Here is a 13,554-nt window from a genome sequence, read left to right on the forward strand (position 1 = left end):
ACTGTCCGGCTACTGCCTGAAAACTGCCCGACACATCCCATTGATCACCGACCGCAGCCGCTAAAGCATGACTCGTAGCCGTCGTGCGAGGACTGCCCGTAGATCAAGTTTCTCCACGTACGGGGCGGACTCCGGGCTTCCGGTCCGCCGGTCCGGCGGTCCCGACCAGCTCGGGTCGCCACGAGCATGGGGGGACCGTGTGGTCGACCTGCCTCGCCGACGTACCGGACATCGCCACGGCGACCATCGAGGGACGGGGCTGCGTCACGCGGTCGCCATCGGGCTGGTCGCGCTGCTCGCGGTCACCGCCCAGCCGGCCACCGCCTCGGCCGCGCCGCCGCAGACCACCGCGACGTCAGCGTCGACCGCAACCACCGCGCAGATCAGCGCCGAACTCGCCGCCAACCTGGACCGGCACGGCACCACCGACTTCCTGGTCTACCTGCGGGAACAGGCCGACCTGCCCCGGGCGGTCAGCGCCGCTGGGGCCGGGCTGCCGGCCGGCGGTCGCCGCGCCGACGCCCGCGCCGCCGCCGTGTTCCACGAACTGACCGACACCGCCGAGCACAGCCAGCAGGACCTGCGGCGACTGCTGGACAAGCACAAGGCCGACTACACCGCGTACTGGATCGCCAACGCGGTCCGGGTCACCGGCGACCGTGAGCTCGCCGACCAGATCGCCGCGCTGCCCGAGGTGCAACGGCTGGAGCTGACCCGCAGCTACCCGCTGCTCACCCCGGAACCGGCGGCCCCGGTGACCGGTGACGAAGCGGGCACCACCGCCGTCGAGTGGAACCTCACCAACGTCCGCGCCCCACAGGTATGGTCGGAGTTCGGCACCCGCGGCGAGGGAATCGTGGTCGCCACCATCGACAGCGGCGTCCAGCACGACCACCCTGCGCTGGCCGCCAGCTACCGGGGTGCCGACGGTGCCGGCGGATACGACCACGCCTACAACTGGTTCGACCCCACCGGCATCTGCCCGGCCGGCACCCCGTGCGACAACAACGGCCACGGCACCCACGTCACCGGCACGATGACCGGCGACGACGGCGGCACCAACCAGACCGGTGTCGCCCCGGGCGCCCGCTGGATCGCCGCCAAGGGCTGCGAGGTCGACACCTGCTCGGACGCCTCGCTGCTCGCCGCCGGCCAGTGGGTGCTCGCCCCGACCGACAGCGCCGGCGCCAACCCGCGACCGGACCTGCGCGCCGACGTGGTCAACAACTCGTGGGGCGGCGGCCAGAACGACCCCTGGTACCGGCAGACCGTCGACGCCTGGGTCGCCGCCGGTATCTTCCCCGCCTTCGCCATCGGCAACGACGGCCCGGCCTGCGGCACCGCCAGCTCCCCCGGCGACTACCCGCAGGCGTACGCGACCGGCAACTACGACGTCAACAACGTGATCGCCGCCCGGTCCAGCCGGGGCGCGTCGCTGGTCGACGGCGCGGTCAAGCCGAACATCGCGGCACCGGGCACCGCGGTCCGCTCCAGCGTCCCCGGAGGCGGGTACGCGGCGTACAGCGGCACCTCGATGGCCTCCCCGCACGTGGCCGCCACCGTCGCGCTGGCCTGGTCGGCGGCGCCGACCCTGCACGGCGACCTCGCCGCCACCCGGGCCCTGCTCGACGGCACCGCGATCGACACCGACGACACCAGCTGCGGCGGGACCGCGGCCAACAACAACAACTTCGGCGAAGGGCGGCTCGACGCGTACGCTGTCGTCGACTCGGCGCCGCGCGGACCCGCCGGCCGGGTCACCGGCGTCGTCACCGGCGACGGCGGACCGCTGGCCGGCGCGACCGTGGCCACCGACGAGCGCAGCGTCACCAGCGCGGCCGACGGCAGCTACACGCTGACCCTGCCGCCCGGCGAGCACACCCTCACCGCCAGCGCGTTCGGCTACCAACCGGCCACCGCCACCGTCACCGTCACCGAGGACGGCACCGTCACGCAGGGCTTCGACCTCGAAGCGACCACCGTGGTCACCCTCACCGGGCGGGTCACCGACGGCTCCGGCCACGGTTGGCCGCTGTACGCCAAGATCGAAGTGGACGGCCAGCCGGGAGCGGTCACCTTCACCGACCCGGCCACCGGCCGCTACACCCTGACCGTGCCCGGCGGCACCACGCTGTCGCTGGTGGCCACCGCGACCCTGCCGGGCTACCGGCAGACCCGGGTCGAGGTGCCGGCCGGCGAGACCGACCGTACGGTGAACCTCGCTGTGGCGGTCACCGCCGACTGCGTCGCCCCCGGGTACGCGGCCAGCTTCAGTGATCCGCTGCTCGCCGAGGACTTCGCCGGCGCCGAAACCCCGGTTGGCTGGTCGGTGGTGGAGCACACCACCGGCGGCGGCTGGGAGTTCACCGACATCGGCTCGCGCGGAAACCTCACCGGCGGTGCCGGCGGCTTCGCCAACCTCGACAGTGACGCGCTCGGCGTCGGCCGGACCCAGGACACCGACCTGGTCACCCCGACGCTGGACCTGTCCGGGGCGGACGCCCCGTACCTGCGGTTCGCCAGCGACTGGCGGGCGGTCGGCTTCACCGACCGCGCCGAGGTGGGCGTCTCCGTCGACGGCGGCACCACCTGGACCAGCGTGTGGCACCAGACCGCCAGCCGGCGCGGCCCACGCGTCGAGGAGATCCCGCTGACCGGGCTGGCCGGCGCCGAGCAGGTGCTGGCCCGGTTCCGCTACCAGGGCACCTACGCCTGGTGGTGGCAGGTAGACGACGTCGAGGTGGTCGACCGCAGCTGCGCCCCGCAACCCGGTGCCCTGCTGGTCGGCAACACGACCGACCACAACACCGGGGCGGCGCTGAACGGGGTCACCGTGGCCAGCGCCACCGACCCGACCATCCGGGCGGTCGCCGCCGCCACGCCGGCCGACCCGGCCCTGGCCGACGGCTTCTACCAACTGTTCTCCCCGCTGGTCGGGGAGCAGGAGTTCACCGCCACCCGGGCGCCGTACCAGGTGCGCAGCCGCACGGTGACGGTGGTCGCCGATGGTGCCCGACGCGCCGACTTCTCGGTCAAGGCCGGCCGGGTGGTGCTCAGCCCGACCAGCCCGGTGATCTCCCACCAGCCGTACGGCAGCACCCGCAAGGCCACCGTCACAGTGACCAACACCGGTAGCGCGCCGGCCGACGTGGAGATGCTCGCCGCCGGCAGTGGTTTCGAACTGCTCTCGCGTACCGGTGCGGAGCTGGCCGAACACCGGGTCAAGGGGATCAGCAAGGCTTGGCAGGGTCAGGCGTACGGTGCTGCGGCAGCGGCGGCACCGACCCGGATCAGTGCCGCCCCGGCGGTCGACGAGGCGTGGACCCGGGCTCCGGACCACCCGACCGCGGTCTTCGACAACGCGGCGGCCACCCTCGGCGGCAAGGTCTACTCGGTCGCCGGTGGCAGCACCACCGGCACCGAGCGCGACGCCTGGGTGTACGACCCGGTCACCGACGCCTGGAGCGCCCTGCCCGACCTGCCGACGGCCCGCAGCAAGCCGGTGCTGGCTGCGGCCGGCGGCAAGCTCTACGTCTTCGGCGGCTGGGGTGCCGGCGGTACGCCGGTGGCCAGCGTGGACATGTTCGATCCGGCGATCGGCGCCTGGGCCACTCTCGGGACGACCAGCCCGGCTCCCCGGGCGGCGTCCGGTTCCGCCGTGATCGGCGACACCGTCTACCTGATCGGCGGCTGTACCGACGGCACCTGCACCGACTCCCGCACGGTGCTGGCCTTCGACACGGCCGCCGGCACGTTCCGGGCCCGCGCCGACTACCCGGTGGCCGCCTCCTGGCTGGCCTGCGGTGGGATCGGCGAGCGGGCCTACTGCGCCGGTGGAGCCGGTGCGGTCGAGTACCGCTCGGCGTACGCCTACGACCCGGCGGTCGACGCCTGGAGCCCGCTGCCGGACCTGCCGCTGGACCTGTGGGGCGGCCAGTTCGCGGCGGCGGGCGGCCTGCTGGTGATTGCCGGCGGGGTCACCGGGGCGTCGACCACGGTGACGAACCGGACGGTCGGCTTCGACCCGGCCGCCGGCACCTGGCGGGACCTGCCGAACACCCAGTTCGCCCGCTACCGGGGCGCCGGTGCCTGCGGCGCGTACAAGATCGGTGGGTCGCCGACGTCGTTCGTCGGGTCGACGCACGTCGAGGTGCTGGCCGGGTTGGAGTTGTGTGACGCCGCGTCGGACGTCGGCTGGCTGTCCAGCAGCCCGACCGCCTTCACCCTGGCTCCCGGGGCGACCCGCAGGGTGACCGTCACGCTGGCGGCCACCGCGGACGCCGGGGTGGTCCAGCCGGGTCGGTACACCGCCACTCTCGGGTTGCGCTCGAACACCCCGTACCCGGTGGGCACCGTCGGCGTGCAGATGAACGTGTCACCGCCGGCGTCCTGGGCGAAGGTCCAGGGCACCGTCTCCGGTGTCAGCTGCGCCGGGGTCGAGGTCGGTGTGGCCGGGGCGACCATCCGGCTCAACTCGCGGACCGATCCGGGAACCGGCTACACGTTGCGCACCGACGCCGCGGGCGGCTACGCGTACTGGCTGCCGCGCGGGCAGTACGAGATCATCACCGCGAAGGACGGTTGGGTGCCGCAGGCTGGCCGACACCGGTTGCCGGCCGGGATCGTCACCACGGTCGACTCGGTGCTCGATCCGGTCGATCCCTGCCCGGCCCGGCTGAGCGGGATCTGACCGGCAGCGTCGCACCTGAGGTAGTGCCGAACGGAAAGGACGGGTGCCGGGCCAGCCCAGCTCTGGCCCGGCACCCGCCGGCGGTCACCCCGGGCTGGTCACGGGCTGACCGGGCATCGCACCCAGTCCCGGTTCTTCGCGTAGGTCCAGGAGCAGGTGTGCAGAACTTGTCCTTTCCGGTTCCGCAGGAACGCCTTGTCGCCGTCTGCGGCCCATACGAAACCGGCAGTGTGCCAGTAGACGGTCCGCGCGGTGTCATCGCCAGCGCCGGAACGCAGCCACACCCGGCCGCCTTTCCCAGGGATGACGACGTCGCCGAACAGGTACGTCCGGCCGTTCTTGTTGTGCACCGTGTAGCCGCGCAGGTTGATTGCCTCCTTACCCCGGTTGACCAATTGCAGCCATTCCCGGTTGGCGAACGTCCCGCTACCGTCGTTGACGCCCTTCGGGTGGTACTGGACACTGTGTACCCGCAGGCTTGGTGCGGCGCTCGCGGGCGCGGCGATGGTCAGTGAGGTAGCCAGACCTAGCACCACCGCGATCAGGCCACCGACAGTCTTTCGCATGATTCCCCCCGTGGAATGAACGATTTTCGCGAGCGCCGATTCGGTTGGTGACCGATTCACCAGGGCGTCGCTACCAGCAATTGTGTGCGACGAACCCACGGAAATACCAGATAGTGACGTCATCATGTCAGTTCGTCATCGCGCGCCGGTACGTCGACTGCGAAGGTCATGTCGGCGGTCACAGCTGGCAAATGGCTGCCCGGACGCAGAGAACCGACGGGGTGACGCCACCGGTCGGCCGTTTCCGCTGTCGACGAGACGACAGCGAAGGAAGGTCCGCTGTCGGCCAGCCGACAGCCGTGCGGATCCGTGGACAAACGACGAGGCCGCCGGCCGGAACGGGTTCCGGGCGGCGGCCTCGTCGTGGATCGGGCCGACGGTCAGCTGCCGACGGTGACACCCACCTCGTTGACGCCCTGGGTGGCGGTCACCGGCAGATCGCCGTTGCCATGCCGGGACAGGGCCCGCAGGGTCCAGCTGCCCGGAGCGGCGAAGAACCGGAACTGGCCGGCCGGTGAGGTCACCACCTCGGCGGTGAATTCCCCGGTGGCGTCGAGCAGCCGCACGTACGCCCCGGCGACGGCCTCGCCCCCGGCGGAGCGCACGATGCCGGTGATCACGGTCTCCTTGGCCAGGTCGACGCCGGCCGGCAGCGGCGCCGACTGGTCCGGGGCGGCGCAGCCCGACGAGGTCGCTGCGCCCGACGATGTCACTGCTGTCATGATCACGCCTTTCCAGGTTCGTCGCCGAGCACCACCGGCACACCGATGAGCGAGCCGTACTCGGTCCAGGATCCGTCGTAGTTCTTCACGTTGGCGTGCCCGAGCAGCTCCTTGAGCACGAACCAGGTGTGCGAGGAACGCTCGCCGATCCGGCAGTACGCGATGGTGTCCTTGCCGTCTTCGAGGCCCGCCTCGGCGTACAGCGCCCGCAGCTCGTCGTCGGACTTGAAGGTGCCGTCCTCGTTGGCCGCCTTGGACCACGGCACGCTGACCGCGGTCGGGATGTGCCCGGCCCGCTGCGCCTGCTCCTGCGGCAGGTGGGCGGGGGCGAGCAGCCTGCCAGCGAACTCGTCGGGCGAGCGGACGTCGACCAGGTTCTGGGTGCCGATCGCGGCGACCACCTCGTCGCGGAACGCCCGGATCGAGCTGTCCGGCTCCTGGGCGACGTACTGGGTGGCGGGGCGGGTGGCCACCTCGGTGGTCATCGGGCGGGCGTCCAGCTCCCACTTCTTGCGGCCACCGTCGAGCAGCTTGACGTCGCCGTGGCCGTACAGCTTGAAGTACCAGTACGCGTACGCGGCGAACCAGTTGTTGTTGCCGCCGTAGAGCACGACCACGTCGTCGTTGCCGATGCCGCGCTCGGACAGCAGCGCCTCGAACTGCGACTTGTTGATGAAGTCGCGGCGCACCGGGTCCTGCAGGTCGGTCTTCCAGTCGATCTTGATAGCGCCGGCGATGTGGCCACCGTCGTACGCGCTGGTGTCCTCGTCGACCTCGACGAAGACGACGCCCGGGGCGTCGATGTTCTTCTCGGCCCAGTCGGCCGAAACGAGTGCGGTGTCGCGACTCATCAAATCACTCCCTGGTTTGGTCCTCCCCGCCCGTCGATCGGACGAGTGGGGAAAGGCGAGTAGGTGGTGAGTCCACGCCGCAGGTGTCGCACCTGTGCGTAAACCCTGGAGGACGGATCACGGACGTGCGACGGCGCCACTGCCGGGCGATGGTGAGGAATCTTCGGGCGCTTGCCACCGACCGGTTCGAGGGTCGGCGAAGGCCCGCCGGGTCAGCCCGCCGTCAAAGGACAGGGCGACACAGGCAGGCGGCCACACGGCACAGGTCGACCGCGCGCCTCTTGGTGAGGAACTTCCCCATGAGCACGGAGCTTACCAGCCTGTTTCCGGCCGGTCACCGCTCCGACCACGCACTGAGACGGTCAGCCACTGAGACAGTCACCACCCGGACGGCGACGCGTCGGGCTGCCGGGGTGGCCCGATCGTCAGCCGAGCGCGTTCAGCGGCACGTCCTGCGCGGTGGCGGTGACCACCAGCCCGGCCGGGGTCACGTCCACCTGCTGCAGGTCGAGCTGGAACGGCAACACCGGCAACGGTACGGCGATCGAGATCTGCTGCGCGTACGCGCTGACGAAGCTCTGCGCGGCGTCGTTGCCGGCCATCCCTTCGGCGTCCAGGTCGGCGAAACGCAACAGCACCTCACCCTGCGCGACCTCCAGGTCGGCGGTGCCGGTGAGGATGATCTGCTCGCCGAGGATCTCCACCGGAGCGGTGACACCGAGCTGACCGTCCCGTTCGGACAGCGTGAGCCCTGGCTGATCGATGAGCTGGACCACGCTGTCGTACGACACGGTCGCGGTGCCCAGCACGGTGTCCGCGGTGACCTCACCCTGCCCGCTGCGCAGCGTCTCCAACGGTGCCTGTACGCCGCGCGCGTCGACGTCGAGCTCCGGCAGTCGCACCGCGTTGCCGTTCACCGCGCCGGTGACGTCGCGGAGCACGATCGACACCGACTGGTAGTCGCCGGCGAGCACCTGGGTCAGGAACGGGAACCCACCGATCGACACCTCCGGCTCGGACGACTCGATGTTCTGCGCGACGATCTGCTGGCGGATCTGGTCGGCGACGGCCCGTTCGGCGTACGCGACCGCGACTCGGTCGGCTACGGCCAGCACGATGGCCAGGATCAGCACCAACACGACGGTGACGACGAGCAGTTGGCGACCCCATCGCCGCCGGGGCCTGACCCTGGCGGCTGCTTGCTCCGGAAATGCCGGATAGGTCGACACTGTGCCTCCTCGCCTACGGGTCAACGCGAGCGATACCGTATCCACTCAAGCTGAAAGCAGCTCACGCGGCGCGGGCACAACGAACCCAGCCGCCGGCAGCGCACCGGGTCGACACCTGTGTGACGGGCCGGGGCGGCAGGCGGTCAGCTGAAGATCAGCACCCCGAGCGCGTACGACAGCGGGGCGGCGAGGGCGAATCCGCCGAGCGGGCCCTGCATGTGCCGGGCCACCCACATCGTCGCCGGATCACCGGCCATCTGACGGCTGGCCTCGGCGTACCCGGTGGCCAGATCGACCAGGACTGCCGCACTGGCGGCGACCAGGCCGACCACAGCGGCGGTCACCGGGGTGAAGCCGACCACGTAGATCCCGAGCACCGCGCTGGTGAGCGTGCCGCCCATCGCACCGAGCACGACGCCGGCGGCACCTCTGGGCACCTGCGGGGCGAGCCGGGGACGGGCCAGCACCGCATCGGTGAGCCGGGCGAGCATCAGCGCGCTACCGGTGCCGGCCAGCGCCACCACGATGGTCTGGGTCCCGCCGAGCTGCAGTCGGCTGAGCACCAGCAGGGTGGCGAAGGCGACCGCCCCGACGACGATCTGCAAGGTCGCGCCGAGCGACTCGGTGACCCGGGTGCGGTCGGCGGGGCGGATCAGCTGGGCCAGCACGGCGGCGACGAACCCGCCGGCGGCGGCGTACCCGACCGGCGCCAAGGACGCGACGGTCGGCATCAGCGCGCCGACGGTCGCGGCGGCCCCGGCGAGCAGCCCCACCGCGCCGACGACCGGCATCGCCGGCGGCCGGATCGCCAGCGTCCAGGAGATGACGAACAGCAGCTGTACGCCGAGGATGACCACGGCGAACGGCACCCGGGCGATCCCGGGGCCGGCGGTCTGACCGCCGATGATCAGCCCGAGCGCGAGCAGCACCGAGAAGCCGGCGACGGTGAGCGAGACGGTCCGGTTGACCGGCACCGGTGCGGCCCGCGACGCGCTGTCGGCCGGCGTCGGCTGGTCGTCGGGGTGGTCGTCGCCGTCGGCTGGCGCCCCGGCTCCACGCGTACCGGGCTCGACGCGGCCCCGGTCAGCGTCGGGACGGCCGGCCTGGGGTGGTCGTGGGGCGGCCACACCCGCCGCACCGGGCGGGTTCGCCACCCCGGGAGCTGGGCCGCGACCCGGCACACCCGGTCCGGGAGCCACCGCCCGCCCAGGTGCGCCGGGCCCGGGGGCGGGGGCCCGGCCGGGAGCTCCCGGCCCGGGGACAGTCGCCCGGCCAGGTGCGCCCGGCCCGGGGGCGGGGGCCCGGCCAGGTGCTGAGCCGGCCGGCGGCCCGCTGGATCCGGTACGCCCGCCGGGCGGGGCGCCGGGCGGTGGCCCGGCCGGACCCCGACGGCTACCGTCGGGCCACTGCTCGCGGCCTGTCTCGGATGGCGTGGAGGAGGGATACACGCCCTGATCGTGCCAGACGTACGGGGTCGCCCGCTGACGGCGGCACCGTTGGTCAAACCCTCAACCTTCCGCAGAGGCAAGGTGACCGGTAGTGCAATCCTCAACTGTTATGGCGGAACACACAGATGAACGGCCGGCCACCCCGGTGTTTCCGGCACCTAATCGGTTAAGCTCTTGGCTTAACCACCCGTCAGTGAAGCCGGGATCTCGACGCCACTGTCTGCGGTAGCGGCCGACGCGCCGCACAGACCGCGGTCACCACGCGCGGCCAGGATCAGGCCGCGAGGACGGAGGTGATGTGTGGAAATCCTGCTGCTGGTGACGGCACGCGCGGGCGAGCCGTCCGCCGTACTGCCCGCACTCGACCTGCTCCCCCACTCGGTGCGGACCGCACCCCGCGACGTTCGTACCCTGGTGTCCGGGCCCAGCCCGGACGCGGTCCTGATAGACGCCCGGTCAGAGCTGTCCGAGGCCCGCGCGACCTGCCGGATGCTGCATGCCACTGGCCTGGGTGTCCCGCTGGTCGCGGTGGTCACCGAGGCCGGCCTGATCGCGCTCAACGCCGACTGGGGCGTCGACGACGTCATCCTGGCCAGCGCCGGTCCCGCCGAGGTAGAGGCACGACTGCGGCTGGCGGTCGGTCGGCTGACCAACGCCACGTCCGGGGCCGGCGGCCAGATCCGGGCCGGCGAGCTGAGCATCGACCCGGACACGTACGCCGCCAAGCTCAAGGGCCGGCCGCTCGACCTCACGTACAAGGAGTTCGAGCTGTTGAAGTTCCTCGCCCAGCACCCGGGCCGGGTCTTCACCCGTGACCAGCTGCTGCGTGAAGTCTGGGGTTACGACTACTTCGGCGGTACGCGCACGGTCGACGTGCACGTGCGACGGCTGCGCGCCAAGCTCGGCTCGGAGTACGAGTCGATGATCGGCACGGTCCGTCAGGTCGGCTACAAGTTCGTGGTGCCCCCGAACCGCTCGGCGCTGCCCGACAACGAGCCGGCGCCGCTGCCCGTCTAGCGGATCCCGCCGCCAGTTGCCGGCGATTCACCGAGACATCGACTGAGGCGCCATCCGGATCGATCCGGATGGCGCCTCAGTCTTTAGCCCGATAGGACTGAATCATCCGTTAATTGTCTGATTTGCACGCATTAGCGAGGTACAGCCTCCTAGCCTCGGCCTGACGGCGCAGACGCGGGGGAGGCAACGGTGGCGGTGCTGGCGAGTCCTCGTGGGCTGCACCTTGCCGCACTGGCCGCGACGGCCATCTTGGCCAGCGCATTCGTCATCGGACAGGCAACTGGCCCAGGCAACGACCAGGCCGGCGCCAACCCCGATCCCGCCCCGGTCGCCGCTCCGGTGCCCGCCGGCAGCGACGCTCCCGACCCGGACCTGGTGCCGCCACTGCCCACGTCGCCCGCCCCCTCGGCCACGCAGGCGGACCCACCGGCCACGCAGGCGGACCCACCGGCCGAAACCCCACCCGCCGCCGATGACCTGCCGGAGTACGCGCCACTGGCCGTCGACCGCAGCGGCCCGCACGGCACCCGGCGGACCAGTGGCAGCGCCGCGGTCGCCCTCACCTTCGACGACGGCCCGCACCCGGTGTACACCCAGCAGACCCTCGACGTGCTACGGCAGTACGGCGTCAAGGCCACCTTCTGCCTGGTCGGACGCAACGCCGAGACCTACCCGGAACTGGTCGCGGCGATCGCCGCCGACGGGCACACCCTGTGCAACCACTCCTGGAGCCACGACTTCGACCTCGGCAGCCTTCCGCTGGAATCCATCCGCGCCGACCTGACCCGCACCTCGGCGGCGATCCGGGCGGCCGCACCCGGGCATCCGGTCTCCTACTTCCGCCAGCCCGGCGGTTTCTGGTCCCCGGCCGTCGTCGAGGTGGCCCGGGAGTTGGGGATGACCCCGGTGCACTGGAGCATCGATCCGGCCGACTACTACCAGCCCGGCGCCGGCAGCATCACCGCCACCGTCACCGCGCAGGCCGTACCCGGGTCGATCGTGCTGTTGCACGACGCCGGCGGCAACCGGACCGGGACCGTGCTGGCGCTCCGCTCGATCCTGCCCAACCTGCGGCAACGTTTCCTGGTCGACGCGCTGCCGCCGATGGCCGAGTCCGCCGAGCAGCGCAGCCGCCGCCTGCACCTGCACCTCGGCCAGATCTGACCACCACCGCCGCCAGCGTCGACCACGCGGCCGGATCGAACGCCCCCGGCGATACGGTGGGGGCATGGCTGAGCTGGCGACCCCGACGACCGCGACCATCGAGTGGTTCGACCGGCTCGACCCGACCCAGGTCGGTCGGGTGCTGGCGCTGGCGGGGGCCGCCGCCGACGCCGACGGCGCCGACCCGCTACCGGAGCAGGTCGTCATCACGCTGCGTGACACGTCGGCCGCCCGGCATCTCACCCTGACCGGTCCGGCCGGCGAGTTGATCGGGTACGCGCACCTCGACCCGGCCGACCCGGCCGGCCCGGTCGCCGAGTTGGTGGTCCACCCGGCGCACCGGCGACGCGGCCACGGCCGACGCCTGGCCAACGCGGTGATCGACACCGCAGCCCTGATCCCCACCCCGGCCGATGCCGGCAAAGCCGATGCCGTCGGCCGCCGGCCGACGCTGCGGGCCTGGGCGCACGGCGATCACCCGTCGGCCGCCGCTCTCGCCCTCGACCACGGGTTCCTCCGCGATCGGGTGCTGCTGCAGCTCCGTCGCAGGTTGACCGATCCGCTGCCCGAGCCGACGCTACCGACCGGGGTGCGGGTCCGGGCGTTCGCACCGGGCCGCGACGACGCGGCGTGGGTGGCGCTCAACGCGACGACGTTCGTCGATCATCCGGAGCAGGGCCGGTGGGGGCTGCCGGAGCTGCACGCCCGAATGGCCCAACCGTGGTTCGACCCGGCCGGTTTCCTGCTCGCCGAGGACCAGGCCACCGGCCGGCTGCTCGGCTTCCACTGGACCAAGGTGCACACCGGGGCGGCGGTCGGTGAGGTGTACGTACTCGGGGTGGACCCGAAGGCGCACGGCGGCGGTCTCGGTCGGGCGCTCACCCTGGCCGGGCTGCGGCAGCTGGCCGCCGCCGGGCTGCGCCGGGCGATGCTCTACGTCGAGGAGTCGAACGTCGCCGCCGTCCACCTCTACACCCGGCTCGGTTTCCTGCGGTGGTCGGCGGACGTGAACTACCGCAGGGACCCGACCGGCGGCAGGCGGCCGTGACCGTACGCCGCCGGCCAAACTACCGAATCAGCCGAACCGGCCGGTGATGTAGTCCTCGGTGGCCTTCACCTTCGGGTTGCTGAAGATGTTCTGCGTGTCGTCCATCTCGATCAACTTCCCCGGCTGGCCGGTGCCGGCGATGTTGAAAAAGCCGGTGCGGTCGCTGACCCGGGCGGCCTGCTGCATGTTGTGCGTGACGATCACGATGGTGAACTCGGCCTTCAGCTGATGCATCAGGTCCTCGATGGCCAGGGTGGAGATCGGGTCGAGCGCCGAGCAGGGCTCGTCCATCAGCAGCACCGCGGGCTTGACCGCGATCGCGCGGGCGATGCAGAGCCGCTGCTGCTGACCACCGGAGAGGCTGGAACCGGGCCGGGCGAGGCGGTCCTTGACCTCCTCCCACAGGTTGGCGCCACGCAGCGTCTGCTCGACGAGCTCGTCGAGGTCCGCCTTGCGCATCCGGCCGCCGTTGAGCTTCACCCCGGCCGCCACGTTGTCGTAGATGGACATGGTCGGGAACGGGTTGGGGCGCTGGAACACCATGCCGACCTGCCGGCGTACGGCGACCGGGTCCACTCCGACGCCGTACAGGTCGTCGCCGTCCATGGCGACCTTGCCGGTGACGCGTCCGCCGGGCACGACCTCGTGCATCCGGTTGAGCGAGCGGAGGAAGGTCGACTTGCCGCAGCCGGACGGGCCGATCAACGCCGTCACGGAACGCGGCTGGATGGTCATGTCGACCTGTTCCACGGCTTTGAAGGCACCGTAGAAGATGTCGAGGTCGGAGACTTCGATGCGCTTGGCCACTTGAGGGGTCCT

The 13,554-nt window shown here is 71.8% G+C and carries 11 protein-coding genes; 4 read left to right on the forward strand and 7 right to left on the reverse strand.

Annotated features, from left to right (window positions below; all coding sequences use genetic code 11):
• Positions 1-208 precede the first annotated feature (208 nt).
• Entirely contained in the window at positions 209-4,690 is a 4,482-nt protein-coding gene (locus ACFHVL_RS23270) for a S8 family serine peptidase (protein ID WP_416630584.1), read from the forward strand.
• A 98-nt stretch (positions 4,691-4,788) separates the two neighbouring features.
• Here ACFHVL_RS23270 and ACFHVL_RS23275 read toward each other — a convergent pair whose 3' ends face one another.
• The 6 genes from ACFHVL_RS23275 to ACFHVL_RS23300 all read right to left on the reverse strand — a co-directional run bounded on the left by ACFHVL_RS23275 (position 4,789) and on the right by ACFHVL_RS23300 (position 9,257).
• Entirely contained in the window at positions 4,789-5,256 is a 468-nt protein-coding gene (locus tag ACFHVL_RS23275; protein ID WP_416630552.1) for a lamin tail domain-containing protein, read from the reverse strand.
• Between the two features lie 380 nt (positions 5,257-5,636).
• Positions 5,637-5,978: a DUF1416 domain-containing protein gene (locus ACFHVL_RS23280; RefSeq protein ID WP_416630553.1), complete on the reverse strand. Its 342-nt coding sequence runs from the start codon at positions 5,976-5,978 to the stop codon at positions 5,637-5,639.
• Between the two features lie 2 nt (positions 5,979-5,980).
• On the reverse strand, positions 5,981-6,829 hold the full coding sequence (locus ACFHVL_RS23285) for a sulfurtransferase (RefSeq protein ID WP_416630554.1): 849 nt from the start codon (positions 6,827-6,829) through the stop codon (positions 5,981-5,983).
• Between the two features lie 223 nt (positions 6,830-7,052).
• Positions 7,053-7,130, reverse strand: a complete 78-nt coding sequence (locus ACFHVL_RS23290) for an Ms5788A family Cys-rich leader peptide (protein ID WP_326555821.1) — start codon at positions 7,128-7,130, stop codon at positions 7,053-7,055.
• 124 nt (positions 7,131-7,254) lie between these two features.
• Positions 7,255-8,058, reverse strand: coding sequence for a DUF2993 domain-containing protein (locus tag ACFHVL_RS23295; RefSeq protein ID WP_416630555.1), 804 nt, complete (start codon positions 8,056-8,058; stop codon positions 7,255-7,257).
• Between the two features lie 143 nt (positions 8,059-8,201).
• Positions 8,202-9,257 carry a hypothetical protein gene (locus ACFHVL_RS23300; RefSeq protein WP_416630556.1) on the reverse strand — a complete coding sequence of 352 codons (1,056 nt, stop codon included), beginning with the start codon at positions 9,255-9,257 and terminating at the stop codon, positions 8,202-8,204.
• Positions 9,258-9,806: 549 nt separating this feature from the next.
• Here ACFHVL_RS23300 and ACFHVL_RS23305 point away from each other — a divergent pair.
• The 3 genes from ACFHVL_RS23305 (at position 9,807) to mshD (ending at position 12,735) form a co-directional block, all read left to right on the forward strand.
• Positions 9,807-10,523, forward strand: a complete 717-nt coding sequence (locus tag ACFHVL_RS23305) for a winged helix-turn-helix transcriptional regulator (protein WP_416630557.1) — start codon at positions 9,807-9,809, stop codon at positions 10,521-10,523.
• 189 nt (positions 10,524-10,712) lie between these two features.
• Complete coding sequence (locus ACFHVL_RS23310) at positions 10,713-11,687, forward strand: polysaccharide deacetylase family protein (RefSeq protein WP_416630558.1); 975 nt, start codon at positions 10,713-10,715, stop codon at positions 11,685-11,687.
• Between the two features lie 64 nt (positions 11,688-11,751).
• Entirely contained in the window at positions 11,752-12,735 is a 984-nt protein-coding gene (gene mshD / locus ACFHVL_RS23315; RefSeq protein ID WP_416630559.1) for a mycothiol synthase, read from the forward strand.
• Positions 12,736-12,762: 27 nt separating this feature from the next.
• Here the strand turns inward: mshD and pstB are convergent, their stop codons facing one another.
• A complete protein-coding gene (gene pstB, locus ACFHVL_RS23320) occupies positions 12,763-13,542 on the reverse strand; it encodes a phosphate ABC transporter ATP-binding protein PstB (RefSeq protein ID WP_416630560.1) in 780 nt (259 codons plus the stop codon).
• Positions 13,543-13,554: the final 12 nt, after the last annotated feature.

The organism is Micromonospora sp. LOL_023 (genome assembly GCF_048060115.1).
GTDB lineage: Bacteria > Actinomycetota > Actinomycetes > Mycobacteriales > Micromonosporaceae > Micromonospora_E.

Bases quoted from the DNA above. Each gene is read 5' to 3' on its own strand.
- ACFHVL_RS23275 (WP_416630552.1), bottom strand. From the start codon at position 5,256: ATGCGAAAGACTGTCGGTGGCCTGATCGCGGTGGTGCTAGGTCTGGCT.
- ACFHVL_RS23280 (WP_416630553.1), bottom strand. From the start codon at position 5,978: ATGACAGCAGTGACATCGTCGGGCGCAGCGACCTCGTCGGGCTGCGCC.
- ACFHVL_RS23290 (WP_326555821.1), bottom strand. From the start codon at position 7,130: ATGGGGAAGTTCCTCACCAAGAGGCGCGCGGTCGACCTGTGCCGTGTG.
- ACFHVL_RS23285 (WP_416630554.1), bottom strand. From the start codon at position 6,829: ATGAGTCGCGACACCGCACTCGTTTCGGCCGACTGGGCCGAGAAGAAC.
- mshD (WP_416630559.1), top strand. From the start codon at position 11,752: ATGGCTGAGCTGGCGACCCCGACGACCGCGACCATCGAGTGGTTCGAC.